Raw genomic sequence first — 25,822 nt, 5'->3', positions numbered from 1 at the left:
ATCAGTCCCCCAATAATGACTTCAAACTGCTGAGTGTGGCCTGCCCGTGGGCTTTAAGCTTTTCAGGATCTTCTTTCGATTTCACACCTTGCCAAGTTAGATCTTCCTGAGGCAGTTCCTCTAGAAAACGACTCGGCGTGGTGTTAAAAATCTCACCATATTGCTTACGTTTTGCAGCGTAAGTAAGTGTTAACACTCGCTTGGCACGAGTAATTCCCACATACATCAAACGGCGCTCTTCTTCGATGTTGTCATCATCGATGCTGTTTCTGTGGGGGAGCAACTCTTCTTCCATCCCCATGATGTAGACATTGGGGTACTCCAGACCTTTAGACGCGTGCAGTGTCATCAACTGAACTTTATCGGTTTCTTCCTCTTCTTCCTGTCGTTCCATCATGTCACGCAGTACCAGCTTAGCGATGGCGTCTTCGATGTCACCTTCGTCGCCGTCTTCCTGTGCCCGATGAATAGAGCGCTGTAAGGATTCCACCAGAAACCAGATGTTGTTCATGCGCTTCTCGGCTTGTGCCGGACTGTTGCTGGTCTGATGTAACCAGGCTTCGTAGTCGATGTCCCGAATCATTTCGGTGACGGCATCAATGGCGTTGCCCTGATAGCAGTTTTGAGTGACACGCTGCATCCAATTATGGAACTGGCGTATACGCGCTGTCGCTTTTTCGGATAAAACCTGATCGAGGCCTATGTCGTCACAGGCTGTGAATAAGCTGACGTCCCGCTGGTTGGCTAATGCACTCAGCTTTTCGAGGGTGGTCGGGCCAATCTCTCGTCTCGGGATATTAATGATTCGAAGAAAGGCGTTGTCATCGTCCGGGTTCACGATCAGTTTCAGGTACGCCATGATGTCTTTGACTTCGGTGCGAGAGAAGAAACTGGTGCCGCCGGACAGATTGTAGGGAATCTGATAGGACTGGAGTTTCATCTCTATCAGACGGGATTGGTGATTCCCGCGGTAGAGAATGGCGTAATCGCTGTAGTGATTTCCCCGTCGCAGACGTTGTTCGATGATGTCTGACGCCACTCGTTCGGCTTCGGCGTCTTCACTCTTACAGGCAATTACCCGGATTTCTTCGCCCATGCCGTAATCGGACCAGAGTTTCTTGTCGAACTCGTGTGGGTTATTGGCGATCAGAATATTTGCCGCTTTCAGAATGCGACTGGTCGAACGGTAGTTTTGTTCGAGTTTGACCACTTTCAGGCTTGGGAAATCGACCTTTAGTTGAGTAAGGTTCTCGGGACGGGCGCCACGCCATGCGTAGATGGACTGATCGTCGTCACCTACTACGGTGAATTTGGCGCGCATGCCTACCAATTGTTTAACCAGTAAGTACTGACTGGTGTTGGTGTCTTGGTACTCGTCCACCAGCATGTAATGTACTTTACGTTGCCACTTTTCCAGCACTTCAGGATGGTTCTGGAAAAGTAACGTCGGCAATAAAATGAGGTCGTCAAAATCAACCGCGTTATACGCTTTTAAGTAGCGATTGTAGCGCTCGTAAACCACTGCGGCAGCCACTTCTTCGGGAGAACCTGATACGTTCATCAGGTCTTCCGGCATCAGCATTTCATTCTTCCAGTTTGAGATCTGGTTTTGAACCTGATCTGCCATACCTCCGTCATCGTCGTATTGGCGAATCATGATTTCTTTGATCAGGCTGAGTGCATCTTGTTGATCGAAGATGGAAAAGCCGGATTTATAGCCCAAGGTTTTGCATTCCTTTCGAATGATGTTCAAACCCAGGTTATGGAAGGTAGATACGGTTAAACCTCGGCTGGCTTTACCTTGAATCAGTTGCCCAACCCGCTCTTTCATTTCACGGGCGGCCTTGTTGGTAAAGGTCACCGCGACTATGTTGTGAGCCTTAATCCCGCAGGTATCGATGAGATAAGCGATCTTGGTGGTAATAACACTGGTTTTACCACTGCCTGCACCGGCAATTACTAACAGCGGTGTACTGATGTATTTACACGCTTCTTGTTGTCGGTCGTTAAGCTGTTGAATGCGTTTTTCAATCGGTGTCATGAAGTGTCTGGCAGGCTTGAAGTCAAGGTGAAGGGAATCCGCGAATTCTAACAGAAGTCGTTTTAAAAAGGGCGACTATTCGAACGTTTTATAGGCAACTTCCCGACGATTTACTGGAAAGGGAAGGCGGGATCGATCTAAAAATCCGATTGGTTAACTGTGGATTCCGACTAATACTTAATTTTATGCCTTTATTGGAAAGGACTCTGTCGGTCGAGATGGTCTGTAGACGATCCGGGGCATGTCTGGGCTCTTTCAAATGCGAGGTGTTATGCGGCTAACGAGGCGAGTGTATTGTGTTGTCGGTGTACTGATGTTGAGCGTGGGTTACCTGCCGCCACTGTCAGCGGACACGGGTACAAGCATAAGTTCGGATTCCGCATCCACTGACACTTCAGACATGGCTTCCGATATGGCTTCCGAGTATGGTATCACCAAACTTCGAGTCGGCATCTTTGCTCACAATAAAGGATTGGTTGCCAGTCGGGTTGAACATGGCACTGACGCCAATGGCGAAGTGGTTACTGAACCTGTGGATTGGTTGTTCAATGCGGAACCCACCTATGGGTTGATGCTTAACGGCATAGGCAATACCAGCTATTTATACGCTGGATATAGCTGGGAATTGGATGTCTTTGAGGACGAAGCTGATTCCGGTCTGTTTGTGATTCCGTTTTTCGGGTTAACCGTTCATAACGGAAAACGAGAGCCTGAAAGCAAACGGCGGGGGTTGGGCTGTCGGGTATTGTTTCGTGAAGCCATAGAAGTTGGATGGCGGTTCTCAGAGCGCTGGGCTTTGTCGATTTTGACCGATCATCTGTCGCACGGCGGTTTTTGTGAGGATCGCAATCAAGGGTTGGACAACACCGGAATTCGATTTCATTGGCATTATTAACCGCTGTGGTCATAGACACTGCCATTCTTGATTGTGTATCTATTGTCTGCGATGAAAATCCAGTTTTCGATAACTTAACGCTTCGGTTAAATGTGCTGTGGATAAAGTGTCGCAGTCGTTTAAATCCGCCACCGTGCGGGCCACTTTTAATATGCGATGATACGAGCGCGCGGATAAACCTAACTGCTCAATGGCTTGATTCATCAGGTCAAAATCGGCTTGGCTGATTTGGCAATGTTCCTCAATTTCTTTGGTTGTGAGCATGCTGTTGGGCTTACCGGAGCGCGCCAGTTGGCGATTTCGGGCTGAGGTAACCCGCTGCTTGACCGAGACACTGGTTTCTTCTTGATGTGAACTGCCGGCGACTAACAGTTCTTTAGGAATGGGGTTTACTTCAATTTGGAGATCGATTCGATCCAGTAAGGGTCCGGATAATTTACTCCGATATTTGTCGATCTTCGCCGGAGTGCAGTAGCAAATGTCGTTGGGGCCGCAGACTTTTCCACAGGGGGTTGGGTTCATCGCGGCAATCAACTGAAACTGGGCGGGGTAGGTAATCTGATGTCGGGCTCGTGAAATGGTAATTTCACCACTTTCCAAAGGTTCTCTTAACACTTCTAATACTTTCCGATCAAATTCTGGCAATTCGTCCAAAAATAGAACCCCTAAATGGGATTGGGTGATTTCTCCGGGTTTCGGAGTTGAGCCACCGCCTACCAGTGCCGCTGCGGAAGATGAATGGTGTGGTGATCTAAACGGGCGCTGACGCCACTGGTTCATGTTCAATGGATTGCTGATTGATTGAACCTTCGCAATCTCTAACGACTCATGATGAGAGACTTCCGGAAGGATACTGGTTAAGCGGCTTGCTAACATGGTCTTGCCTGTGCCGGGAGGGCCGCTCATTAACAGATTATGACCCCCGGCTGCAGCGATTTCTAAGGCTCGTTTGGCTTGAGGTTGTCCTTTGATGTCCGATAGACAGAGCTGAGATGGGGGGGCTGAGGGAGTATCGCTGTTTGTTTGGGGGTGAAAAAACGGCAAGGTGGTTAATTCATTTAAATGGGCACACAGTTCCGACAGCTGTTTTACGGCGATTACAGGGTTGTTTCCGGGGAGTGAGGCTTCTTCCGCATTAAATACTGGAACGATCGCAATCTTTTGAGCCTGATGTGAAGCGATCGCGGAAGGTAGTACCGCTTTGACGGGACGAACTTCTCCTGACAGCGACAGTTCACCGATGATCTCATAGTTTGAAAGCTTGTCTGCTTTGATTTGATTGGATGCGGCCAGAATGCTGATGGCAATGGCCAAGTCATATCGCCCGCCTTCTTTTGGGAGGTCAGCAGGCCCGAGATGGATGGTGATTCTTCCCAGAGGAAATTCAAACTCACTGTTGATGATGGCGCTTCGAACTCTGTCTTTACTTTCTTTCACTGCCGTTTCAGGTAGACCAACAATGGATAATGACGGTAGTCCTCCTGAAATGTGGGTTTCTACCGTTACCAACGGTGCATTTAAGCCCAGTGCGGCTCTCGTATGAATGACGGCCAGTGACATGTTGTTTCCTTATGATTGATGCTTCTTTTTGTTCTCAGTGATTACTCTATGGGCTATTGATTTGAACCTGGCAGTGAGCTCGACAGGAAATCACACCTTGGTGTGATGAGGTAAGAAACAAAGTTTAATTTGATGAGGAATTCTTATTAGCTGAGCAGGCAGTTCTTTCCTAAACTGATGAGAAGGTGACCTGAATTTAAGGGTATATATACGGGTCATGGGTCTTGTTCTCATTAGGAGTAAGCATTTTTGAAGACGCTATCTCTGGTTGATCGTTCTTTATCTGATTATTTTCTAGCTAATGGTTTTCAGCTGTTATCTCGTTTGTACCTTTGCCTGATGTGCTTAACCTTCTCTCTGTGGAGCGGATTATCTCAGGGGGCTGAACCGGTGAACGCAGAGGGAGAAATATCAGACCAACAACGAAAGGCCATTGAGTATTGGCTTCATAATGAGTTTACGCAATCGACCTTAAGCCGGGATGCCCAGCGTGATGAATTTACCTGGCTTGCTAATGCTGCATTGCCTTATAAAGGCATGACAATTCGGGTGGTGTCAGAACGAATTGATACTCATTGGTATGAGGCCAATAAGTTAACAAAAATCTTTAAAGACATTACCGGTATTCAAGTTGTTCATGAGTTGACTGGTGAAGATGATGTCATCAAGAAAATTTCTACTCAAATTCGAAATGGCATGAACTTATACGATGCCTATATCAATGACAGCGATTTAATCGGTACGCATTATCGGCAAGAAGCGGTGTACCCCATTTCTGATTTGCTTCAGGACACCTCGGTGACCTTACCTACATTGGACGTTGAAGACTTTATTGGGCTCAGCTTCACCACCGGTCCTGATGGTGTGATCTATCAGTTGCCGGATCAGCAGTTTGCTAATTTGTATTGGTATCGTCATGACTGGTTTTCGCGTCCGGATTTAAAAAGCCGTTTCAAAGAGATTTATGGTTATGAGTTGAATGTTCCACAAAACTGGTCTGCGTATGAAGACATTGCCGAGTTTTTCTCTGTTCATGTGAAGAATCTGGATGGTCAGCGAGTCTATGGCCACATGGATTATGGACGGCGAGATCCGTCCCTTGGTTGGCGATTCTCTGATGCCTGGTTGTCTATGGCGGGGGCGGGAGATCCAGGTATTCCAAATGGATTGCCTGTGGATGAATGGGGCGTTCGAATGAGGGGTTGTCGGCCAGTAGCTGTGTCGGTTGAGCGCGGTGGTGCCTTGGATGGCCCGGCTGCTGTCTATGCATTGGATCGATACATCGATTGGTTAGAACGATTTGCTCCGCCACAAGCGAAAACAATGAATTTTACCGAAGCGGGAAGTGTTCCGGGGCAAGGCAATATTGCTCAGCAAATTTTCTGGTATACGGCGTTCACGGCTGCTTTATCTGATCCCTCACTGGGTCTTCTTAATGAAGATGGTACGACCAAGTGGCGGATGGCGCCGTCGCCTAAAGGTGCTTATTGGCAGTCAGGAATGAAACTGGGCTATCAGGATGCGGGCTCCTGGACATTTCTGAAAAGCACACCGGAGACTCAGAGAAATGCAGCTTGGTTATACGCTCAGTTTCTTGTGTCGAAATCGGTGTCTTTGAAAAAGACCCTGGTTGGACTAACCCCTATTCGTCTTTCGGATATTAATTCTGAAGCGATGACCAAGATTGCTCCGAAGTTGGGAGGACTGGTTGAGTTCTACCGTAGCCCTGCTCGAATCCTGTGGACACCGACAGGCATCAACGTGCCAGACTATCCTACCTTGTCTCAACACTGGTGGAATAACGTGGCCGATGCCGTTGAAGGTAAGGTTTCTCCTCAAGAAGCCATGACCAAGATGGCGCTGGGAATGGAACAAGACATGCAAGAAATGAACTTCCCTCGATCGGAGTGCTCTCCAAAACTGAATGTTCGTCGTTATAGGGACTACTGGCTAGAACAGGAAGGTGCGCCTAAACCGAAATTGCCGAATGAGAAACCGCAGGGATTGACCTTCAGTTACGAACAATCGTTATCCAGTTGGCTTGGCGCAAGGGGCGAGTAATGATGTTGAGTAGAGTTGCGTCCGTTTTTTTGTTGTATCTTTGGATGCTGCCAGTGTGGAGTGGTGAGGTTATTACACTGGTAACGCACGAATATAAACCTTATAGCTGGGTGGATAATGCTTCAGGCGAAGTGAAGGGCTTGACGGTTGAAATTGCAAACCTGATGTTTGAGAGAGCAAAAGTTAAGAAAAGCTGGAAAATTATGCCCTCAAAACGTGCGTACAATTACGCCAAGAGTAAATCAAATACCTGTATTTTCCCTTTACAGAGAAATCAGGAGCGTGAGGCCGACTTTAAATGGGTAGGTCCGATTATGATTAATAAATATGCATTCTATACGTTGGCAGACGCAGATATTGCGTTGGAAACCTTGGAGGATGTTAAAAAATATACTGTGGTAACTTATCTGGGCAGTGGCCTCAGAGAGTATTTATCGGGGTTTGGCATTAATACGATAGAAGCGCTGAAAGATGAGGTAGCCGCAACGATGGTCTCGATTGGGCGTGTACCTGTGTGGGCGACCGATGTATTCAGCGCGCCTTATACTATTGGTCAGCAAACAAAAGCGTTTGATGAAGAGTACGTGTTCTTTACCAGTCTCAGTGCGATGGCGTGCCATCGGGGGATGTCAGATGAGATGGTAAACCGGCTTCAGAGTGAATTAACCCAACTCTATAAAACCCAGGAGATCGCCAAAATAGTGCGTCGCTATGAACGATAATGGGCACTGCACTATTTTGACGCTTCGTTAAAGGGGCGTTTATGCCTCCTTTTGCTCCATTTCGGCTACTTTCTTTTCCAGCTGCTCAATCATTTCTCGTGTTTTATGAAGAACTTCGGTTTGAGCATCAAATTCTTCACGGGTTACCAAATCCAGCTTGCTAAGTGCCGAAGACAGCAAGACTTTTACGTTATTTTGAATTTCTTCCTGAGCCAGTCTTGCAGCGCCTGAGGCACCAGGCAGTACCTGGGTTAGCTGTGAGGCCAGGGTATTCAGTAGCTCGTTTGGAATCATCTTTTTCTCCACTCATAAATTGGCTGGAAACATCCTAACCCAGTTTCTCTAAATGAACCATCTATGGGCCCCTGTATAGCGGAAAATTATCTAAATGCGCTATAGTGGTGTCGACTTGAAATTTTGTGCTTCATATTTGTGCATAATTTTTAGCCAATGGCCTGAGTTAATCCGAATGATTTAGGTCTGTTCTATTTTTTCTTTTGTAACTAGATGAAAAATAAAGCTTTTTGAAAATGGGCACGGTCCATGCTCAAGAGCGGTATACCGAATTTAGTCTTCGATGGAGTTAACGAAGACAGATTCAACACTTTTAGATTTACATTTTTAGGCTAATAACTCTTAGGGAGAACACCATGAAATTGGTAACCGCAATTATTAAGCCGTTCAAATTGGATGATGTGCGTGAAGCACTTTCCGAGATCGGCGTTCAAGGGATCACCGTAACTGAAGTTAAAGGTTTTGGTCGTCAAAAAGGTCATACCGAACTTTATCGCGGTGCTGAGTACGTTGTTGATTTTCTACCAAAGGTAAAAATTGAAGCAGCAATCTCAGAAGATCTGACAGATCAAGTAATCGATGCGATCAGCAAAGCAGCTAACACAGGCAAAATCGGTGACGGTAAAATTTTCGTAACCAGCCTTGAGCAAGCGATTCGTATTCGTACAGGTGAAACAGGTGCTGACGCGGTGTAAGCCGTATTACTCCAACACACCTGAAAACAGATTAGTTACAAATTTATAAGTTAGAACAGGCTCATTCGGAGGGCTGAAGATGGAACAGGTAGCAAATAACGTTTATCAGTTGCAGTACGCAATTGATACATTTTATTTCCTAGTGTGTGGTGCACTGGTAATGTGGATGGCGGCTGGTTTCGCCATGCTTGAAGCGGGTCTTGTACGTGCGAAAAACACGACTGAGATCCTAACGAAAAACGTCGCTCTTTTTGCGATTTCTTGCATCATGTACTTGGTATGTGGTTACTCAATTATGTACGGTGGCGAAATCTTCCTATCAGGAATCGCTAACGTAGACACAGCAGCAGTTCTTGGTGAATTTGCTGGTCGTGAAGATGGCTTTGAGGGTGGTTCAATCTACTCTGGTGCATCTGACTTCTTCTTCCAGGTAGTCTTCGTTGCAACAGCAATGTCGATCGTATCTGGTGCCGTTGCTGAGCGTATGAAGCTATGGGCATTCCTTGCATTCGCTGTTGTGATGACTGCATTCATCTACCCAATGGAAGGTAACTGGACTTGGGGTGGTGGCAGTGTATTCGGTCTATACACACTAGGCGACCTTGGTTTCTCTGACTTTGCAGGTTCTGGTATTGTTCACATGGCAGGTGCATCGGCTGCACTGGCGGGTGTATTGCTACTAGGTGCTCGTAAAGGTAAATACGGTCCTAACGGTGAAGTAAACGCAATTCCAGGTGCGAACCTTCCACTAGCGACTTTGGGTACATTCATTCTTTGGATGGGTTGGTTTGGTTTCAACGGTGGCTCAGTGCTTAAACTGGGCGACATCGCAAACGCTAACTCTGTAGCAATGGTTTTCCTAAACACTAACGCAGCAGCGGCTGGTGGTGTAGTAGGTGCACTTGTTCTTGCTCGTATCATGTTCAAGAAAGCTGACCTAACTATGGCATTGAACGGTGCGCTAGCTGGTCTGGTAGCAATTACCGCTGAGCCATCAACTCCAACTGCACTTGAAGCAACTATCTTTGGTGCGCTAGGTGGTGTTCTGGTTGTTCTTTCAATCGTTACTCTTGATAAGCTAAAAATTGATGATCCTGTAGGTGCGATCTCTGTACACGGTGTGGTTGGTCTTCTAGGTCTTCTACTAGTACCTGTAACTAACTCTGACGTGAGCTTCTCTGGTCAGCTAATCGGTGCAGCAACGATCTTCGGCTGGGTATTCGTAACTAGCTTGATTGTGTGGGGTATCCTGAAAGCTGTAATCGGAATCCGCGTAAGCGAAGAAGAAGAATACGAAGGTGTGGACTTGGCAGAATGTGGTATGGATGCATACCCAGAGTTCACTCAGAAGTAAGATCTTCTGTAAGATTAAAAAGGCTCCTTCGGGAGCCTTTTTTATGTTAATTTTGAATCTTGTTGATATTGGTATCTTGAGAATTATTTATTGAGAAATGGAGTCTTTCGCTTATCGAGGGCTTTCTATTAAGAACGTTAGAACAGCAATTATCTATACTCACGAATGATAGTCGTGTTGTTAATTCTTAGTCCTTCGTAGGTCTGGGAACCTCTGTTGGCTCCAGTGTTATCAACTAATGCATCAATATGGATAGTTTGTACATTGCCTTGAGTTTGTATTTTAATTCCGTCTCCAAAAATGGTAGTTCTATGCTCTGTTTGGGAGTCGCTCAGGCCTAACTCTGGAATAGGAGAGTAATTCTCACTAGGGTTCAAATTGGGGTCGGTTGCTAACGCTTGATTTGTCTCGTCAGCACTTGTAGCGCTGTCTTCTCTTCCTGCCAAGGTGGTATCAATTTGACCTCCAGCTGCTGTTGCTCCAAATGGGTCAATCACGATAGCCTTACCCATTTCTTCATCAGTTAACGGTTCTACCGCATAAACTGAACCTGAAACCGCCAAAATCGCGAGAGAGGCGAACGACAATTCTTTGATTGGTTTGAGCGCTTTCATGGCATGATCCCGAAATGTAATTTAGAGTTATTATTTGTAACAGATATTATTTCAGATTATAGAGGGCTTTTCGTTGTGATTACATGACAGATGGTTGAAAAATAACCAGAGCTTTGTCAAGTCTTTGTAATTTAATTGGAAAATGAGAGATGGCTAGCCGAGTTGCTAGCCATGAGTAGATAAAACTAAGCGTTTTTTATTAGTTTAATCACCTTGTAGCCTTCCTTTAGGCCCAGCATGCAGGAGGTTGTCATGACGCCTCCCATGAGTGCGCCTCCTACCCCAGCCGTGACAATATCCGCACCAGTGAGATAGAAATTCTTAATAGGGGTTTCCGGATGAAGCCAATCTTGCTTAAAGCGTTCCAACGTGTGATCGATACCGTAAATTTCACCTTCTAGATTCCATTGGAACCATTGGGTGGATATCGGGGTGGAGAGTTCGTAATAATCGAGCGCTTCTTGTAGCTGAGGCATTTCTTTGTAAAGCACATTCAGCATTTGCTGAGCAATTTGCTCTTTCATCGCATTATATTCTTCGCCACGTTTATTCCATGTAGACTCAGACCACTGTGAGAAGTTATCCCACTCACCGACGGTGACGATTTCTACGGTTGACCGCCCCGGGTAACGCTCATTCCATGTTGGATCTTTTGCTGACGGGAAGGAAATGTAAATCAGAGGAAGATTACCTTCCGGTTTTTCTTTATAGACTTTAACGTTTCGATCGTGGTCGTAACCGGGGTAGATCCAAAGGTTAGTTTTATTGATACCCAGTTCTTCAGCGGTACCTTTGAATCCTGCGTAAATACATAAGTGTGCAGAAGACAGTTTGACGCCGCTTTCTACTTTTTTAAGGTTGTACTTCTTACTGGCGGTTTCTGGCAAAAGACGTTGAAGTGTCGGGAGAACTCCGATGTTGCTAACGACCTGGTCGGCATGAATGATGTCACCGTTTTGGAGTCGTACACCGGTTGCTTTGTTGTTCTCTACAATAACCTGATCGACGCCTGCGTAAGTAAATACTTCACCCCCGCCTTTTTGTATGACAGGAATAATGGTGTTGGCAATTTGCCATGACCCGCCCACCGGATAGTTTCCTCCTGCAATGTAATGTTTGGCGACCATTGCATGCATCATAAAGCTGGCTTCTCCTGGAGGGAGGCCGTAATCGCCCCATTGACCGGTTAGAACTCCAATAAGCTTTTGATCTTGAGTTAACTCTTCCAGTACTTCCCGGGTAGTTTGGAAAAAGTATTTGGGCAGTATTAAGTTTCTGACTTTGTTATAAAGCTTGCCAAAGTTTCGTGGCATGGCTTGCCCTGCAAAAAATTTAGGGACTTTGCTGCTGACTTCGCTTAGCAGATCGACGTATTTGTCGATCGCTTTTGCTTCGTTCGGGAAGTGCTTTTTGATTTCTTCTTTGAACGGGCCGCGACCGGCATAAAAGTCATAGACCTCATCCTCAATGATGATCTTGTCATAGAGATCGTCCATTGGCGCCCATTCCAGTTTTTTATCAGAAATGGCATCAAATACTTTTCTAATCATTGACCAAGGTTTGTGTACTTCACCGATGTAATGAACGCCCACATCCCATTCATAGCCGTTGCGTTCATAGCTGTGGGTATAACCACCCGCTGTATAATGTTGTTCCAGTACACATACCTTTTTTCCAAGTTTGGATAGGAGTGCTGCATTACAGAGTCCGCCAATTCCTGAACCAATTACGATGGCATCATAATGATTGTCTGCTCTGCCTGTACGATATCGCTTGCCTGTTCTAACCATGGGGTATTCTCTAGTTGTGTTATTTTTATTCAGTTCTAATGTAGAGATAAATTATATATTATGCAACTTATTGCATATTGAGTATTGGATTTGAGTTGAGAGCGTTAAATGTCGTTAAAACATTCGTTGTTGGTGTTGTTGGCAGACCGGCCAGCCACAGGTTATGAGTTGTCTCAGAAGTATAAAGAGGCGATTGGTTTTTTTTGGAAGGCCAGTCATCAGCAGATTTATAAGCAACTCAAAGACTTAGCAGATCAAGGGTGGGTAACGTTTGAGGAAGAACTGCAAGCGGGAAAGCCAGATAAAAAGAAATACCAGATCACATCTAAGGGGCTTGCTGGCTTGAGGGCTTGGTTGTCTTCCGAGATCAAGCCGAGTAAAACCAATGATGCGTTATTAGTGATGCTATATGGCGGAAAGCATGTCGATGATGCGGTGTTGCTTCGGGAAGTGAAACGCCATCAGTTGTTGCATCAAAAGAATCTTCAGAAGTTAGAGGCAATAGAATCTCTATACTTGTCATTGGATTCGACTCAAAAGAACAGTTATCGATTACCTTACCTGACTTTAAAGCGAGGTTTGTCTTCAGAAAGGGCGTGGTTGGAGTGGTCTGACGAGGTGGTTGAGGTTTTAATGGCTGGGTCCTTGTAAGTAGTTCGTGTTTGTTGTTATTCCCTTGTTAAAAGTATTGAAAGTGTCAGGATGCCTATTTAAGGTGAAGTTTTTGAAAGTCTCGCGGTGTTGAGCATGGAGTATGTATGTCTGGTTTGCATGAATTAGATCGTCGAGTGAATGACGAAGTTGAAGCATTAAGTTCAGTGGAGTTGCAGAACCATGTGCGGCAGCAGTGGCAGCAAATAAAAGAGTCATCCTCGATTGATGCGGTATGTCAGTTACTGCAAGGGGGTGATGGGATAGCCAAAGAATTTGTGAGCTGTGTAGTCGGTAGCGATTATGTGGTGGATTGTCTGCTTCGATACCCTTCTGTTCTTCAGGCGTTAATCGAAAAGCAAACACTCAGAAAATCGCTTCCCGAGGATTATTATTCTAAACAAATAGGCGCGTTAGTTCGTTCCGTCGATTCTGAAGTGAACTTGTCAAAACAGCTGAGATTGGCTCGTCATGAAATGATGATACGAGTGATTTGGCGCGATATTAATGGGTTGGCTGAGTTATTTGAAACCACGAGGGATTTAAGCCGATTCGCAGATGCCTGTGTTGAACATACGATGAATTGGCATACGGAAGCACTTATGCCGATTTGGGGCGAGCCTTTCAGCAAGGATTATGAGGGGAATTTGATTCCCCAGCGGATGTTGGTGTTGGGCATGGGGAAATTAGGGGCGGATGAACTTAATTTATCCTCTGATATTGATCTGATTTTTGCATTTCCTGAATCTGGATGGACTAAAAACGGGAAGCGTGAAATATCTAATCAGGAATTCTTCACAAAGGTTGGTCAGAAGCTCATTCAGACATTGGATTCTATCACTGCTGAAGGGTTTGTATTCCGCGTAGATATGCGTCTAAGACCCTATGGCGACAGTGGGCCTTTGGTGATGAGCTTCAATCAGTTGGAAAGTTATTATCAAAGCCAGGGGCGGGAATGGGAACGTTATGCCATGATCAAAGCGCGAGTCATGGCTGGTGGGGCTGAACGTGCCCAAGAGTTAGTGACTATGCTACGCCCTTTTGTCTATCGCAAATACATTGATTTTAGTGTGATTGAGGCGCTTCGCGGATTGAAAGACATGATCAATCGTGAGGTTCGTCGCAAGGGGATGGAACACAATATCAAGCTGGGACGAGGCGGTATTCGTGAAGTGGAGTTTATCGCGCAAGTGTTTCAGCTGATTCATGGTGGTATGGATGTTCGATTACAGAATCGTTCTCTAATGGCTGTTTTAGCGCAATTAGAAAACAGCGGTGTATTAAGTGCTGATGCCTATCAGAATCTGGTCAAGGCCTATCACTTTTTACGAGATACAGAGCATGCGCTTCAAGCACTTCAGGATCGTCAGACACAATTACTTCCCGAGGACGCTTTTGCCCAAGCGAGAGTTGCGCACGTAATGGGGTTTGCTGGTTGGAGTGAATTCAGTAATGCATTGGATCAACACAGACAAAATGTGGCGGCAGAATTTGTAGACTTGATTCAACCCGCTGATGAAGAACGTCAGACGCAGGAATCCAGTTTCTGTGATGGTTGGCGTTCAGTTTGGTTGGACGAGATGGATGACGATGAGGCGATTGCTGTCTTTGAGGCTCAATGCTTTGATGATCCTGCCGCTGCATGGAAGCTGATTAGGGACTTAAAGCAAAGTAAGAAAGTCAGAACCTTACAGCGTGAAGGTCAGGAACGTTTAAATCAGTTTATTCCGAACTTACTTCACCAGCTGGCCTGTTCTGAACGTCCTACAGAAACCTTGTCGCGGGTGTTGATTCTTGTAGAGTCGGTGATACGCAGAACCGCCTATCTGGTGCTGTTAATGGAAAACCCGGTGGCTTTGGTGCAGTTAATTAAGCTGTGTGATGCCAGCCCCTGGATTGCAAACCAGTTAGCGAAAACACCGGTTATTCTGGATGAGTTGATCAATGTTTCATCTCTCTATTCCCCGCCGAATAAACAAGAGCTGCAAGATGAATTGCGCCAGCACATGCTTCGCATTCCTGAAGACGATCTTGAAGCATTAATGGAGGCGCTCCGATATTTTAAAAATGCGCATGTATTGCGAGTCGCAGCAGCCGAAGTGACGGGGGCATTACCCTTGATGAAGGCTAGCGATTATCTGACCTATATCGCAGAAGTGATTTTAGAGACTGTGGTTGAAATCTCCTGGCATCAAATGGTGGAGCGATATGGCTATCCAACTGACGAAGAGGGATCTGTTTCCGAACCGCAGTTGATAGTGGTGGGCTATGGTAAGTTGGGGGGAATTGAACTTAGCTATGGCTCGGATTTGGATATCGTATTTATCCACAATGCCAATGTGAATAAGTATACGGATGGCGCCAAGCAGGTAGATAATCAAACCTTTTATACGCGAATGGTTCAGCGGATTGTTCATATCATGACGACCATGATGCCTTCGGGGGATTTGTATGAGGTCGATATGCGACTTCGTCCAGAAGGAAACTCGGGAATGTTGGTTGCCAGCTTAAAAGCGTTTGAGGATTATCAGTTCAAAAATGCTTGGACATGGGAACATCAGGCGTTGGTGAGGGCTAGAGTGGTCGCTGGCGCATCTGCACTTGCCGAGCAGTTCGATCGTGTTCGTAAAGAGGTTTTGGCCAATGTTCCAAAAGATACCTTAAAAGCGTCAGTGGTCGATATGCGGAAAAAGATGCGTGCCAGTATGGCATCGGCTGAAGATGGCATGAAAGAAGGTGTGTTTCATCTCAAGCATGATGCTGGCGGTATTGTAGATATTGAGTTTATGACTCAATATGCAGTACTCAAGTGGGGTGCTGATTACCCGGATATGCTGACATGGTCTGACAATATTCGGATTCTGGAGACGATGGAATCGTTGAAACTTATGGACGAATCCGAGGTCAATTTGCTGATTGATGCATACAAGGCATTCCGAATTGAAGGTCATCGTAAAATCCTGGATAACCAAAAAGTGGTTCTGGAAGAAGATGAGCTGACAAGTTATCAAGATTATCGTCAAAAAGTGGTTAAAATATGGCAGCATTTTATGGAAGATGACGTATAATGTTCCGCCAATTAAAAAACTGTACATGACATTTACAAAGGAGTAAGAACATGGCTTTGCCTACTATGGCTGATCGTGAAGGTCTGATTTGGCTTGATGGTGAAATGGTTGACTGGCGTGAAGCCAAAGTCCATGTCCTTACCCACACGTTGCATTACGGTATGGGGTGCTTCGAGGGCGTTCGTGCTTATGAGACTGACCGTGGTGCTGCGATTTTCCGTTTGCAGGAACATACCGACCGTTTGTATCGCTCTGCACATATTTTGGGTATGGAAATTCCGTTTTCTAAAGAAGAACTGAATCAAGCTCAGAAAGATGCAGTAGCGAAGAATAATCTGAAACAAGCTTACCTGCGTCCTATGGTGTTCTTCGGTTCTGAAGGTATGGGCTTACGTGCGGATAACCTGAAGGTTCATGTGATGGTTGCTGCGTGGGAATGGCCTGCGTACATGGGTGAGGAAGCGAAGACCAAAGGTATTCGCATTCGTACATCATCTTATACTCGTCACCATGTAAACATCACAATGTGTAAAGCCAAAGCAAACGGTAACTACATGAATTCTATGCTGGCGTTGCGTGAAGCTTTGGACAGCGGTTGTGAAGAAGCTCTACTGTTGGATAACGAAGGTTATGTGGCGGAAGGCTCCGGTGAAAACATCTTTATCGTTCGTGACGGCGTGCTTTATACACCGGAATTAACGTCCTGCCTGGACGGTATTACCCGCAATACTATCTTCAAATTTGCGGCAGATCTTGGTTATCAAGTTAAAGAAAAGCGCATAACTCGTGATGAAGTGTATGTTGCTGATGAAGCATTCTTTACCGGAACAGCTGCGGAAGTATTACCTATTCGTGAGCTGGATGGACGTAAGATTGGCACCGGTGTGAGAGGTCCAATCACAGAACAGCTTCAAACAATGTATTTTGATCAGGTCATGGGCAAGCGTGAAGCTTATCCTGAATGGTTGGCGCTGGTTAAATAAGTTTTTGAAATAATTATAAAAACCACATATTGGCTATTAACCCTATTTGTTAGTTAGTCGTCAATATGTGGTTTTTTGCTTTTTACCCGCAGTTATTTGCTGGTGTGAGATATCTACTAAATTTGAAAAGTTGATGTGATGTCGAAAAGAAAAGATTTAGACGGTGATTTAACACCGGTTCAGGTATATCTGAGATTACTTACATACGTAAAGTCTCAGTGGTGGTTGTTTGTTTTAAGTTTTATCGGTTATGCAATTTATTCCTCCTCGCAAGCCGGCTGGCCTGAAATTATTGGCTTGGTTGTTGAGGATAACCCTGATATTCCATTTGGGCTGGAAAAATATCTCGCATTACCTGCCGCCGTTTTATTGATGTTTTTTGTCCGAGGGTTTGGTAGCTTTCTTGGGCAATATACCATCTCGATTGTCGCCCAGAAGTTGGTGCATGCTCTGAGGTTGGAGGTCTTTAAAAAGGTTTTATCCTTGCCTGCCTCGTATTTTACTTCGACGTCTTCCGGACACTTACTTTCAAAAATTACCTACAATACCACGCAAGTGGTGGGTGCCGCGACCGAAGCGATTACTGTCCTGTTACGTGAGGGGATGACGGTAATTGCGTTACTTGGATACATGATTTATTTGAGTTGGGAATTGACTTTAATTTTTATGACGTCGATGCCGTTTATTGCGTTGGCAGTTGGCTATGCGTCCAAGCGATTCCGTTTGTTAAGTAAAAGAATTCAAAACTCAATGGGGGACATTACTCAGTCCGCTTCAGAGTCTGTTCAAGGGTTTCAGGAAATTCGCATCTTTGGTGGAGAAGAATATGAGTATGACCGTTTCAACGGTGCAAGTACCTACTCTGCCAGGCAGGGCATTAAGCTGGCTTTGGTGAGAGCAATTAATACACCTGCGGTTCAGATGTTGATTGCCATTCCAATGGCCATTCTTGTTTATATTGGTTTGAATCCTGAATATTTAACGGAGATAGATGAAGCTCTTTTTATTCAATATATTACGGCTGCTGGATTAGTAGCTAAGCCGATTCGTACTTTGACTAACGTTAACAGCAAAATGCAAAAGGGTATTGCAGCTGCAGGTACCTTATTTGAGTTGCTGGATACTCAGATCGAAAAAGATCATGGGGATAAGACTATTGAGCACGTGCAAGGTGGTTTGTCACTGCAAAACGTGAACTTTGCTTATGAAAAAGGAAAGCAGGTCCTTAACGATTTCTCGCTCGATATTCATGCGGGAGAGATGGTTGCCATTGTTGGGCATTCTGGAAGTGGTAAGAGTACTTTAGCGAGTTTACTTCCCCGGTTTAATGAGCCTCAATCTGGGCAGATTCTGTTGGATGGTGTTTCAATTCAAGAGTTGGATTTGAAGTTCTTACGTGAACAGATTGCGTTAGTTAGTCAGAATGTTTTCCTTTTCCAAGGAACCCTGAAAGACAATATTGCCTATGGTGAGTTGAGTGGTGCTACTGATGAAGAAATCCTAAAGGCCGCAGGGTCTGCTTATGTCATGGAATTTGCCAAAGACTTAGAGCATGGCCTAGATACCACTATCGGAGAGCGAGGCTTGATGCTTTCTGGAGGGCAGCGCCAGCGTTTAGCGATAGCGCGTGCGATTTTAAAAGATGCCCCAATCTTAATTTTGGATGAGGCAACGTCTGCACTCGATAACGCTTCTGAACGTTTTATTCAGTCTGCTATGAGTGAAGTGATGAAGGGACGAACCACCATCGTGATTGCTCATCGCCTCTCTACTATTGTAGGTGCTGACCGTATTGTGGTTATGGCTTCTGGTGAGATTGAAGAGGTCGGCACTCATGACGAGTTATTGGCTAAAGATGGCATCTATGCGCAGCTGTACCACAGTCAATTTGAAGAATAATTTTAATGTCTGATATACCTATTAAAATTTGCTTTGTTACGGATGAAAAGCCAGGGCATAAGAACCAGTTGCTTGGGTTAGAACAATCGTTAAGAATGCAAACACAGATTGAAAGTATCTGGATCTCAGCTCGAGAAACAACTGCTTCCTGGTTTGATGTGATTGCAAAACGTTGTCAGGTAGAATTGGATTGGATACCTGATGTTGTCGTTGGGGCAGGAAATTCAACACATAAGCTGGTGTTGGCCATTAAACGTAAGTTTCAGTGTTTTTCTGTAATTTTGATGAAGCCAAGTTTGATTCCTATGTCGTGGTTTGATGCCCTGATTGTCCCTGAGCATGATAACCCTTCTTCTCATGTCAATGTTTACTCAAGTTGTGGAGTGTTGAATAAAATTCGGCCTCGAGGTGTTGATTATCGTACAACAGGGCGTGGGTTGATTTTGATAGGAGGTGATTCAAAGCATTATCAATGGGATTCTTCTTTGGTTTGCTCTCAAATTGAGAGAGTAATTTCAAAAACAAGGAATGTAAAAGACTGGTTGATTGCAGATTCAAGGCGAACACCTGTATCGTTTGAGTTAGAAGTTCACGAGTTAATGAAAGATGTGATTACCTACATCAGTCATTATGATACTTCACCTGAATGGCTGCCTGAGCAGATGTCCAAGTCGGACTGTATTTGGGTGACTCCAGATAGTGTTTCAATGGTTTATGAAGCGTTAACTTCAGGTGCTGAGGTGGGTGTATTTGATTTACCAGTTAAAAAGAACAATAGAATCACAAAGGGAGTGGACAGTCTTAGGCGAGACCAGCGCATAATGTCAGTAGATAATATGCTAAAAATTAGGGCTGGTAGTGTTTTTGGCTCTGAGGCAGATCGAGCCGCAAAGTGGCTTCTTGATTGCATTATTTAATGCAAGTGTATGGATGTGGCGCTTTATTGGATATTCAATGAATAGTTGTTCTTTTAGTTAATTAAAGGGTATTTGAGTGAATAAAACTCTCAAAGTAGTCCAAGTTCTCCCCGAACTCAACTCTGGTGGCGTAGAGCGAGGTACTATTGAGTTTGCCAAAACTCTGGTTGCTCAGGGACATGAGTCTATTGTGATTTCTAACGGGGGGCGGCAAGTTCAGCGTTTAGAGCGTGAAGGTTCTCGCCATATTGAAATGCCGGTGCATAAAAAGTCGCCCGTCTCTTTACTCCAAGTTCGGGCTATGCGCGAGCTTTTAAAAGAGCTTCAGCCTGACATCATTCATGTTCGTTCCAGAGTCCCAGCATGGATCGTGTGGTTGGCTTGGAGAAAACTGCCTGAACACTCCCGCCCTAAACTAGTTTCTACCTTCCATGGTATGTATTCCGTCAATGCCTATAGCGCAATTATGGCGAGGGCAGAGCAGGTCATTGCGATCTCTGACTGTGTGTACAGCTATATTCTTGATAATTATCAGATAGAGCCAAGTAAGATTACCCGTATATATCGGGGACTGGATCGCTCTGCCTTTTCTGATATTTCTATCCCGGAAGGGTGGTGTGACGAGTTGTATAATGCTCAACCCGAACTGCGGGGTAAAAAGCTCATCTTGATGCCGGGCAGATTAACCCGTTGGAAAGGCCAGGAAGCATTTTTGGATATGATGGCGTTATTGGCGGCTAAAGATGCTACCTATCACGGAGTGATTGTTGGTGAGGCTGATCCTAATAAAGCCCATTATGAGGATGAACTACGGCAGATCTGTCAATCTAAAGGATTAACTGAGCACGTTAGTTTCTTGGGGCATAGGTCAGATATTCAGTATTTCTATAAGTTGGCAGATGTTACCTGTCATATGTCGAATAAATCTGAACCGTTTGGGAGAACGGTGCCGGAAGCTTTGGCAACGGGATGTATGGTGGTTGCGTATAATCGTGGTGGTGCAAGTGAGTCTCTGAATGCTGCTTTTCCCAGGGGTTTAGTTGAGGCGGATAATATTCAAGCCTTTGCTGATCGTATTTTTGAATTAACGACAATGGATTCACCACCAGAGATATCCTTGCCGGAAGAATTTTATTTAGAGCACCAATCTCAAGAGACATTGAAGGTTTATCGAAAAGCTCTGCAAAGTTAAAAATAATATCTAGAGTAAGTGAGTTAATAATGAGAGTTCTACATATTGCTTATCAGCAGTTGCGCCGTTATGGGAAAACCCGTGTAAGTTGGGCGCAAAAGTTAACGTTCGGCTTGATTAAAAATGATCACTTCACTCAGGTATTCAGTGATCGGGATGTTGCTGCGTTTGAGGCGCCGCTAGGTATTCGCGATCTTGGGAAGAAAGCTGCAAATAAACGGTTGCTGGAAACAGTAGCGGCCTTTGAGCCGGATCTGGTGATTGCAGGCCATTGTGACATGATTTCTAACGAGACCTTGTTGGAAATCAGAAAGTTAATGCCCGCGTGTAAAATTGTTCATTGTAATAATGATCCATTATTCGTACCTAGCAATGTAGAACGTATTAAGTATCGAGCAGATGTTTGTGATGCCGTGTTTGTTTCGACGGGGCGTAAAGAGCTGAATATTTTTGAAGGTAGGAAAGCTCGGGTGTATCACATGCCAAATCCGGTTGACCCGTCTATCGAAAGCTTTGATAACTCGGTGAAACGCAGTGATGAGTTACCTATTGACCTTCTCTTCTGTAGTAACAGTACCAACTTTACCAAGCGTTTAGAGATGGTTGGTCGAATGAAGGAAGTGCTTGATCCTCATATGACCTTTAAAACTTACGGAAGTTTTGGTGAAGATCCTGTTTGGGGCCGGGATTATGACCGAGCCTTAGAGAATACCAAAATGGGGCTGAATTTTAATCGTCAGGAAGGCTTTTATTGGTATTCCAGTGCTCGTATGGCTCAGTTGGCCGGGAATGGCATTCTTCAGTTTACCCATGAGTCCCCTCGATTTGATGAGTTATTACCAAAGGAAAGTGCGGTCTACTTTAAGGATGAAGACGATTTAAATAAGAAAATATTGGAATTTCATGCGGATGATGAAAAACGTATGCAGTGGGCGGCAAATGCACGTGCGTTTTTCCAGGACGAGATGAGCTCAAAGCTGAACTCGCAGTATATCCTGGAAGCTTCGTTGGAAATTCCTTTTTCTCACGATTATGTGTGGGCGAGAGATATTAACTTAGACGGTTCGATGAAATGACACTAAAAGTCTCTGACTTACAGCCGTTTGCCAGAGGTGGTAATCGTCTTTGTTTTATTCACCCAAATGATTCTGGTCGGTGCGTGAAAGTTAGGCGACCTGATTTCACGCTAGAGGATCTGAGACGTAAGAAGGGGTTTCCTAAAAACCTGAGACCGCTATCCAGTTTTGATGACAATGCGGAAGAGTTTCGTGTTATGAATGCTCTGCATAAGCGTATCGGTGAGCCAATGTATCGTTATGTTAGTCGATGTTTTGGCTTTGAAAATACGGACATGGGGAAGGGGTTGGTTTCTGAACTTATTCGTGATGAGTCAGGCTCGGTTTCTCATACCTTGAAACAGTATGTATGGGATGAAGGGTTTACACCCGATTGCCAGCGGGCAGTTGATGAGTTTATTGCTGGTTGGAATCTGTTGGGAATTCCTTCAAGAGACCTTCTGGTTCATAACATTGTTGTCCAAAGGCTGCTGGATGGAACGATTAATCGCCTGGTGGTTATTGATGGTTTGGGTAGTTCCAGTATTATTCCTGACGTCTTTTTTCCTAAATCCTACTTCATTAAAAAAGCCTGCAGAAAGTCGGAAAATCTCCGGGTCCGCATTCAGAATCTACTCGTGGCTCGGGAAAAAGGGGAGTTTCCTGGAACGCATGGTTTATTGATTCATGAAGGCGTCCAGTCCGGAAAAGTAAATTAATTATTGAGAAGTTTTATGGCTCAAACAACCTTAAAAGTTGCACAAGTCCTATCTGGAGCAGAGAAGGGTGGTGCTGAAAATTTTTTTGTTCGGTTAGTCAAAGGGCTTGAAGGACAAGCCGGTTATCAGCAAAAAGCCTTCATCAGAGATCATAAATCACGTGTGGATGACTTGGCTAAGGCTGGTATTGAGGTTGAAGGGTTCAGTTTTGGTGGGAAGTTAGATGTGTTGGGTCGATTCAAGTATCGACGGGCATTAAACGCCTATAAGCCCGATATCGTTCTGACGTGGATGAATCGGGCCAGTGGTAATACCCCAAAAGGCGACTACATATTGGTAAACAGGTTGGGACATTATTACAACCTTAAATATTACAAACACTCGGACTACTGGATTGGTATTTCTAAAGGAATTTGTCAGCATCTTATTGATGGAGGCATGCCAAAAGAGCGTGTGTTTCATATACCTAATTTCGCTGATGAAACAGAAGTAGACCCGCTTCCAAGAGACAGTTTTGATACACCCACAGATAAACCATTAATTCTTGCTGCAGGCCGGTTGCATGTGAATAAAGGGTTTGATGTGCTATTAAAGTCTTTGGTGGATGTACCTGATGCAATCTTGTGGTTAGCAGGTGCAGGCCCAGAGGAGCAAAGTCTTAAGAGCTTGGCTAGTACTCTTGGTGTTTCGGAACGTGTTCGTTTTCTTGGTTGGCGTACCGATGTAACGGCTCTGATGCGTACTGCAGATGTATTCGTATGTCCGTCTCGCCATGAAGGATTAGGCTCGATTGTCATGGAATCCTGGGCTCACAAATGTCCGATTATTGCGACTAAATCGCAAGGTCCGGGTGAAGTCATTGAGCATGATGTGACTGGTATTCTTACGGAAATTGATGACGTAGAAGAGCTGACCGGGGCAATTAACCAGGTATTAGCATCTGAAGAGCTAAGGAACCAATTAGTGAATCAGGCGTATGAAGGCTATCAAAAAGGGTATAGCCAAGATTACATCGTTTCAGAATACATTCGTTTGTTCTATTATTTAAAAAATCGGGAAGTTGCTTAGCTGTTATATGGGGCTGATTTAAATGTTCTAATCGGTTATCGCGTGTATTGGCATTTATATTTTGAGGGTGTTGTGTTTAATAATAGAAAGAAAAAGTTAAAGAGTGAGCGAACGTTATTGCTGAGGCAAAAAACGATAGTAGCAACTTCTATGTTTCATCAGCTGGCATTAACTTGTAAAGATTCTGGGGTGCAGGCGAATGCACATGAAATTGTTGTGTCTCTTACAAGTTTTGGGCATCGAGTGAATGATGTTTATTTAACTATAGAATCTATTTTTCAACAGATGCAAAAAGCATCGAAAATTATTCTGTGGTTAGCTATTGATGAGTTCCCAAATAAAGAAAAAGATTTGCCTAGAAGCTTAATTAAACAAATGGAAAGAGGCTTGTCAGTAAGGTTTTGTGATGAGGATTTAGGGCCTTATAAAAAGTTTTTTTATACATTAAAGGAGTATTCTAACAGTCTGATTCTTACTGTCGATGATGACGTCCTATATCCGTCCGATATGATTGACCAATTATACCGCGCATATCAATCGATGCCGAATGTAATTCATTGTCAGCGCGCCCAAAGAATAACATTAGATACTCGCGGGAACTTAATTCCATATAAAAAATGGAAGAAGGGGTATATGGTTGATGAACCAAGCTTGGATGTCTTTCCTACTGGTGTTGGTGGTGTTCTTTATTTTCCAGGTTGCTTTGCTGAGGAAATTTTGGATAAAGAGACATTTATGAAAATGTCTCCAGGGGCTGATGATGTATGGCTAAAAGCAATGTCTTTAAAAAAAGGAGTGTTTTGTAAACCAATTACAGATATAAGGCCTTGGGGAGAGCGGTATCTGGTAGTAGAGGGGAGTCAATTAGTTGCTTTAAAAAGGAAAAATAAGGCGATAGGTCAAGGGAATGATTCAAAGCTAAAGGCAGTTTTTGATGCTTTTAATTTATACGATAACTTTAGGGAAAAAGTTAAAAAATAGCATGGCTTTAAAAGTCTTTAGTGTGATGATTCAAGTATTAATCTACTAGTATAAAAATTCTTAACATGTAGGGTTAACTTTTATATTGTTTAACATGCTGTTTTAAGTTGAGTTGTTTGCAAGGCAAAATTTTGAAGGTTGTGTTTTATACATATATGATTTTAGTTTTTAAAAGGCAATGGAAGGTGTGAGTGTATATGCATAAAGTCCAAATACCTCGAGTTGTTGTTCTTTTGTCAAAGTATCATGGCAGTAATTCCCAGCTTTTGGCTATTGCGAAGAATTTGAATTATGGCGATGTTGTACCTATTCGCTGTGAATTACGCTCGAGAAGTACGGCGTTTAGTTGGATTTATCTTTTGGTAATTTGGCTGCGAAATTTACTCGGGGGAGCGAACCTTCTATCTGGTTGGTTAGCTCAGATTGTCTTAAAAAATTCAGTCCGTTGTGGGGATAAGGATATAATTTTAGCTAAGACTCCTCCCTTTGAGTTTCCTATGCATATAATGGCTGCAGGCACCGGGGCCAAGACCTATTTTGTAGGTCAGCCCAAAAGACTTCCGTCTTCGAACTATGATCTGTTGGTTTCTACACCGTCAACACCGGTCAAAGGGACTTCATTAGAGCTGGAGATGTTACCTACATCTTTTACTTATAAGGAATTCCTGGCTGAGCAAGTTAATTTAGCAAATCAAGAGGATGGCTGGTGTTTGTTAATTGGAGGAAATGCCAGAGGCTTTTCTTATGAAGAGAGACACTGGAAGGCTATTGCAGATTATATTTTATCTTGTTGTAGCTCACAGGGTGTTCAATGGTTAATTTCTACTTCTCCCAGAACGGGTAAGCGTGCTGAAGATTATCTTAAACAACGATTAACGCCAGAGGCAGGATTCAATGGTCGGGTGATCCTATGGCAGAAATCGAAGACGATAGAACAGCCTTCTGTGATGTCTATGCTTGCCACCGCGAATAGGGTTTATGTCACTGAAGACAGTGCTTCAATGCTTTCAGAAGCGGTTAATACTCGACTTCCTGTTATTAGCTTAAGGCCAGAAAGTTCAGAGTATAATGCCTTGACCACTCCGCTGGCAGAATATCATGCTCAAAAGGCTCACATTGTTCGTATTTCATTGGAATCTGTTCTATCAGAGCGAACTTCTATTGAGAACTGGGTGGTAGGTGATTTCTCTCCGCTGGAATGTTGCTGGTCAGATGTTCTTTCTGATTGTGAAACTTTGGGTCTTAGAAAGCCTGCCTGATGTT

The 25,822-nt window shown here is 44.3% G+C and carries 21 protein-coding genes; 16 read left to right on the top strand and 5 right to left on the bottom strand.

Annotated features, from left to right (window positions below):
* Nucleotide 1: 1 nt before the first annotated feature.
* The gene (rep, locus tag QQL66_RS15205; protein ID WP_284382542.1) at nucleotides 2-2,041 is read right to left on the bottom strand and encodes a DNA helicase Rep; all 2,040 of its coding nucleotides are present in this window, start codon (nucleotides 2,039-2,041) and stop codon (nucleotides 2-4) included.
* A 271-nt stretch (nucleotides 2,042-2,312) separates the two neighbouring features.
* Here rep and QQL66_RS15200 point away from each other — a divergent pair, with 271 nt between their 5' ends.
* Entirely contained in the window at nucleotides 2,313-2,936 is a 624-nt protein-coding gene (locus tag QQL66_RS15200; RefSeq protein ID WP_284382541.1) for an acyloxyacyl hydrolase, read from the top strand.
* A gap of 39 nt (nucleotides 2,937-2,975) precedes the next feature.
* Here the strand turns inward: QQL66_RS15200 and QQL66_RS15195 are convergent, their stop codons facing one another.
* Complete coding sequence (locus QQL66_RS15195; protein ID WP_284382540.1) at nucleotides 2,976-4,496, bottom strand: YifB family Mg chelatase-like AAA ATPase; 1,521 nt, start codon at nucleotides 4,494-4,496, stop codon at nucleotides 2,976-2,978.
* A 339-nt stretch (nucleotides 4,497-4,835) separates the two neighbouring features.
* Here QQL66_RS15195 and QQL66_RS15190 point away from each other — a divergent pair, with 339 nt between their 5' ends.
* Nucleotides 4,836-6,557 (top strand): ABC transporter substrate-binding protein, encoded by a 1,722-nt coding sequence (locus tag QQL66_RS15190; protein WP_431356925.1) that lies wholly within the window; start codon nucleotides 4,836-4,838, stop codon nucleotides 6,555-6,557.
* A complete protein-coding gene (locus QQL66_RS15185) occupies nucleotides 6,557-7,279 on the top strand; it encodes a substrate-binding periplasmic protein (protein ID WP_284382538.1) in 723 nt (240 codons plus the stop codon). The genes QQL66_RS15190 and QQL66_RS15185 overlap by 1 nt, the downstream gene beginning before the upstream one ends.
* A 39-nt stretch (nucleotides 7,280-7,318) precedes the next feature.
* On the opposite strand, the gene QQL66_RS15180 is transcribed toward QQL66_RS15185, so the two are convergent.
* Nucleotides 7,319-7,573: an accessory factor UbiK family protein gene (locus QQL66_RS15180; RefSeq protein ID WP_284382536.1), complete on the bottom strand. Its 255-nt coding sequence runs from the start codon at nucleotides 7,571-7,573 to the stop codon at nucleotides 7,319-7,321.
* 356 nt (nucleotides 7,574-7,929) lie between these two features.
* Between QQL66_RS15180 and glnK the strand changes: the two genes are divergently transcribed.
* Both glnK and QQL66_RS15170 read left to right on the top strand, forming a co-directional pair.
* Nucleotides 7,930-8,268 carry a P-II family nitrogen regulator gene (gene glnK / locus QQL66_RS15175; RefSeq protein WP_284382534.1) on the top strand — a complete coding sequence of 113 codons (339 nt, stop codon included), beginning with the start codon at nucleotides 7,930-7,932 and terminating at the stop codon, nucleotides 8,266-8,268.
* A gap of 79 nt (nucleotides 8,269-8,347) precedes the next feature.
* Entirely contained in the window at nucleotides 8,348-9,622 is a 1,275-nt protein-coding gene (locus QQL66_RS15170) for an ammonium transporter (RefSeq protein ID WP_284382532.1), read from the top strand.
* 149 nt (nucleotides 9,623-9,771) lie between these two features.
* Here QQL66_RS15170 and QQL66_RS15165 read toward each other — a convergent pair whose 3' ends face one another.
* Both QQL66_RS15165 and QQL66_RS15160 read right to left on the bottom strand, forming a co-directional pair.
* On the bottom strand, nucleotides 9,772-10,236 hold the full coding sequence (locus QQL66_RS15165; RefSeq protein WP_284382531.1) for a hypothetical protein: 465 nt from the start codon (nucleotides 10,234-10,236) through the stop codon (nucleotides 9,772-9,774).
* Nucleotides 10,237-10,421: 185 nt separating this feature from the next.
* On the bottom strand, nucleotides 10,422-12,026 hold the full coding sequence (locus QQL66_RS15160; RefSeq protein WP_284382530.1) for a phytoene desaturase family protein: 1,605 nt from the start codon (nucleotides 12,024-12,026) through the stop codon (nucleotides 10,422-10,424).
* Between the two features lie 108 nt (nucleotides 12,027-12,134).
* On the opposite strand from QQL66_RS15160, the gene QQL66_RS15155 reads away from it, so the two are divergent.
* The 11 genes from QQL66_RS15155 to QQL66_RS15105 all read left to right on the top strand — a co-directional run bounded on the left by QQL66_RS15155 (nucleotide 12,135) and on the right by QQL66_RS15105 (nucleotide 25,818).
* Nucleotides 12,135-12,677 carry a PadR family transcriptional regulator gene (locus tag QQL66_RS15155; RefSeq protein ID WP_284382529.1) on the top strand — a complete coding sequence of 181 codons (543 nt, stop codon included), beginning with the start codon at nucleotides 12,135-12,137 and terminating at the stop codon, nucleotides 12,675-12,677.
* Nucleotides 12,678-12,784: 107 nt separating this feature from the next.
* On the top strand, nucleotides 12,785-15,745 hold the full coding sequence (gene glnE, locus QQL66_RS15150) for a bifunctional [glutamate--ammonia ligase]-adenylyl-L-tyrosine phosphorylase/[glutamate--ammonia-ligase] adenylyltransferase (protein WP_284382527.1): 2,961 nt from the start codon (nucleotides 12,785-12,787) through the stop codon (nucleotides 15,743-15,745).
* A gap of 50 nt (nucleotides 15,746-15,795) precedes the next feature.
* Complete coding sequence (locus QQL66_RS15145; RefSeq protein WP_284382525.1) at nucleotides 15,796-16,728, top strand: branched-chain amino acid transaminase; 933 nt, start codon at nucleotides 15,796-15,798, stop codon at nucleotides 16,726-16,728.
* 138 nt (nucleotides 16,729-16,866) lie between these two features.
* On the top strand, nucleotides 16,867-18,627 hold the full coding sequence (gene msbA / locus QQL66_RS15140) for a lipid A export permease/ATP-binding protein MsbA (RefSeq protein WP_284382524.1): 1,761 nt from the start codon (nucleotides 16,867-16,869) through the stop codon (nucleotides 18,625-18,627).
* Between the two features lie 5 nt (nucleotides 18,628-18,632).
* Nucleotides 18,633-19,544 carry a mitochondrial fission ELM1 family protein gene (locus QQL66_RS15135; protein WP_284382522.1) on the top strand — a complete coding sequence of 304 codons (912 nt, stop codon included), beginning with the start codon at nucleotides 18,633-18,635 and terminating at the stop codon, nucleotides 19,542-19,544.
* A gap of 76 nt (nucleotides 19,545-19,620) precedes the next feature.
* A complete protein-coding gene (locus QQL66_RS15130) occupies nucleotides 19,621-20,736 on the top strand; it encodes a glycosyltransferase family 4 protein (RefSeq protein WP_284382521.1) in 1,116 nt (371 codons plus the stop codon).
* A gap of 29 nt (nucleotides 20,737-20,765) precedes the next feature.
* Nucleotides 20,766-21,812, top strand: a complete 1,047-nt coding sequence (locus QQL66_RS15125) for a glycosyltransferase family protein (protein ID WP_284382520.1) — start codon at nucleotides 20,766-20,768, stop codon at nucleotides 21,810-21,812.
* Nucleotides 21,809-22,510 (top strand): YrbL family protein, encoded by a 702-nt coding sequence (locus tag QQL66_RS15120; protein ID WP_284382519.1) that lies wholly within the window; start codon nucleotides 21,809-21,811, stop codon nucleotides 22,508-22,510. The genes QQL66_RS15125 and QQL66_RS15120 overlap by 4 nt, the downstream gene beginning before the upstream one ends.
* Nucleotides 22,511-22,525: 15 nt before the next feature.
* Nucleotides 22,526-23,578 (top strand): glycosyltransferase, encoded by a 1,053-nt coding sequence (locus QQL66_RS15115; protein ID WP_284382518.1) that lies wholly within the window; start codon nucleotides 22,526-22,528, stop codon nucleotides 23,576-23,578.
* 42 nt (nucleotides 23,579-23,620) lie between these two features.
* Complete coding sequence (locus tag QQL66_RS15110; RefSeq protein WP_284382517.1) at nucleotides 23,621-24,559, top strand: hypothetical protein; 939 nt, start codon at nucleotides 23,621-23,623, stop codon at nucleotides 24,557-24,559.
* Nucleotides 24,560-24,756: 197 nt separating this feature from the next.
* On the top strand, nucleotides 24,757-25,818 hold the full coding sequence (locus tag QQL66_RS15105) for an ELM1/GtrOC1 family putative glycosyltransferase (RefSeq protein WP_284382516.1): 1,062 nt from the start codon (nucleotides 24,757-24,759) through the stop codon (nucleotides 25,816-25,818).
* Nucleotides 25,819-25,822: the final 4 nt, after the last annotated feature.

It is taken from the genome of Litoribrevibacter albus, from assembly GCF_030159995.1.
Classification (GTDB): Bacteria; Pseudomonadota; Gammaproteobacteria; order Pseudomonadales; family Litoribrevibacteraceae; genus Litoribrevibacter; species Litoribrevibacter albus.
This window is presented reverse-complemented; position numbering and strand designations above follow the sequence as displayed.

Excerpts from the sequence above, each read along its gene's own strand:
- rep (WP_284382542.1), bottom strand. The coding sequence starts at position 2,041 with ATGACACCGATTGAAAAACGCATTCAACAGCTTAACGACCGACAACAA.
- QQL66_RS15200 (WP_284382541.1), top strand. The coding sequence starts at position 2,313 with ATGCGGCTAACGAGGCGAGTGTATTGTGTTGTCGGTGTACTGATGTTG.
- QQL66_RS15195 (WP_284382540.1), bottom strand. The coding sequence starts at position 4,496 with ATGTCACTGGCCGTCATTCATACGAGAGCCGCACTGGGCTTAAATGCA.
- QQL66_RS15190 (WP_431356925.1), top strand. The coding sequence starts at position 4,836 with ATGTGCTTAACCTTCTCTCTGTGGAGCGGATTATCTCAGGGGGCTGAA.
- QQL66_RS15185 (WP_284382538.1), top strand. The coding sequence starts at position 6,557 with ATGATGTTGAGTAGAGTTGCGTCCGTTTTTTTGTTGTATCTTTGGATG.
- QQL66_RS15180 (WP_284382536.1), bottom strand. The coding sequence starts at position 7,573 with ATGATTCCAAACGAGCTACTGAATACCCTGGCCTCACAGCTAACCCAG.
- glnK (WP_284382534.1), top strand. The coding sequence starts at position 7,930 with ATGAAATTGGTAACCGCAATTATTAAGCCGTTCAAATTGGATGATGTG.
- QQL66_RS15170 (WP_284382532.1), top strand. The coding sequence starts at position 8,348 with ATGGAACAGGTAGCAAATAACGTTTATCAGTTGCAGTACGCAATTGAT.
- QQL66_RS15165 (WP_284382531.1), bottom strand. The coding sequence starts at position 10,236 with ATGAAAGCGCTCAAACCAATCAAAGAATTGTCGTTCGCCTCTCTCGCG.
- QQL66_RS15160 (WP_284382530.1), bottom strand. The coding sequence starts at position 12,026 with ATGGTTAGAACAGGCAAGCGATATCGTACAGGCAGAGCAGACAATCAT.
- QQL66_RS15155 (WP_284382529.1), top strand. The coding sequence starts at position 12,135 with ATGTCGTTAAAACATTCGTTGTTGGTGTTGTTGGCAGACCGGCCAGCC.
- glnE (WP_284382527.1), top strand. The coding sequence starts at position 12,785 with ATGTCTGGTTTGCATGAATTAGATCGTCGAGTGAATGACGAAGTTGAA.
- QQL66_RS15145 (WP_284382525.1), top strand. The coding sequence starts at position 15,796 with ATGGCTTTGCCTACTATGGCTGATCGTGAAGGTCTGATTTGGCTTGAT.
- msbA (WP_284382524.1), top strand. The coding sequence starts at position 16,867 with ATGTCGAAAAGAAAAGATTTAGACGGTGATTTAACACCGGTTCAGGTA.
- QQL66_RS15135 (WP_284382522.1), top strand. The coding sequence starts at position 18,633 with ATGTCTGATATACCTATTAAAATTTGCTTTGTTACGGATGAAAAGCCA.
- QQL66_RS15125 (WP_284382520.1), top strand. The coding sequence starts at position 20,766 with ATGAGAGTTCTACATATTGCTTATCAGCAGTTGCGCCGTTATGGGAAA.
- QQL66_RS15120 (WP_284382519.1), top strand. The coding sequence starts at position 21,809 with ATGACACTAAAAGTCTCTGACTTACAGCCGTTTGCCAGAGGTGGTAAT.
- QQL66_RS15115 (WP_284382518.1), top strand. The coding sequence starts at position 22,526 with ATGGCTCAAACAACCTTAAAAGTTGCACAAGTCCTATCTGGAGCAGAG.
- QQL66_RS15105 (WP_284382516.1), top strand. The coding sequence starts at position 24,757 with ATGCATAAAGTCCAAATACCTCGAGTTGTTGTTCTTTTGTCAAAGTAT.